Origin of the sequence: Mycobacterium sp. UM_Kg1 (genome assembly GCF_000972925.1) — a bacterium.
Classification (GTDB): domain Bacteria; phylum Actinomycetota; class Actinomycetes; order Mycobacteriales; family Mycobacteriaceae; genus Mycobacterium; species Mycobacterium hiberniae.
In genome coordinates this window covers 1-536 of the sequence record NZ_JRMK01000343.1, presented here as the reverse complement: position 1 = coordinate 536, position 536 = coordinate 1, and the positions used below count along the sequence as shown (strand labels likewise).

At 64.7% G+C, this 536-nt stretch carries 1 riboswitch.

Annotated features, from left to right (window positions below):
• Positions 1-132: riboswitch (M-box (ykoK) riboswitch) on the top strand. This riboswitch is flagged as partial in the annotation.
• Between the last annotated feature and the right edge of the window lie 404 nt (positions 133-536).

The window sequence follows — 536 nt, the reverse complement described above, 5'->3', positions numbered from 1 at the left end:
AGGCCACTGACCCCGAACGTCGAAAGACGCCCCGGGTCAGGACAGCTCCTCCCGGATTAAGGGTTGAGCCCAAGTGGCTTCCCGAATGGGACACGCCGTGCAGTGCCAAAGCTCTGACGAGAGGGGTGCGGTCTCCCGACGGTGGTCGGAGCTGCCTCCCCGAGCATGCGGTGAATTTGGCGCGCTGGTGCGCGCCCGCGACCGAGAGGAGGTGAGGGACGAATGAGTTCCGGTGATAGTCCGAGCCGATATCTGACGTCTGTTCCGTCCCCATCCGAACGGTCGCATACCGCCTCCAGCTGAGCCCCCGGGCCTCCGGCTGTGCGCGTTGCGCCGTGACGTGACTAGGAGGCCATCATGGTTGCAATCGCTTACACCGACATCACGGCTCCGGCTTCGCCTGCTGTCAGCACGGCCAAGAAGCTGGACCGCCGTCCCGCCGCGCCCGCATCGGACCCGGTGGTCGACGTGACCACTCGGTTGCTCAGCGGTCCGCTGCACCAGATGTACGCATTCCCTGTCTCTTATACACATCT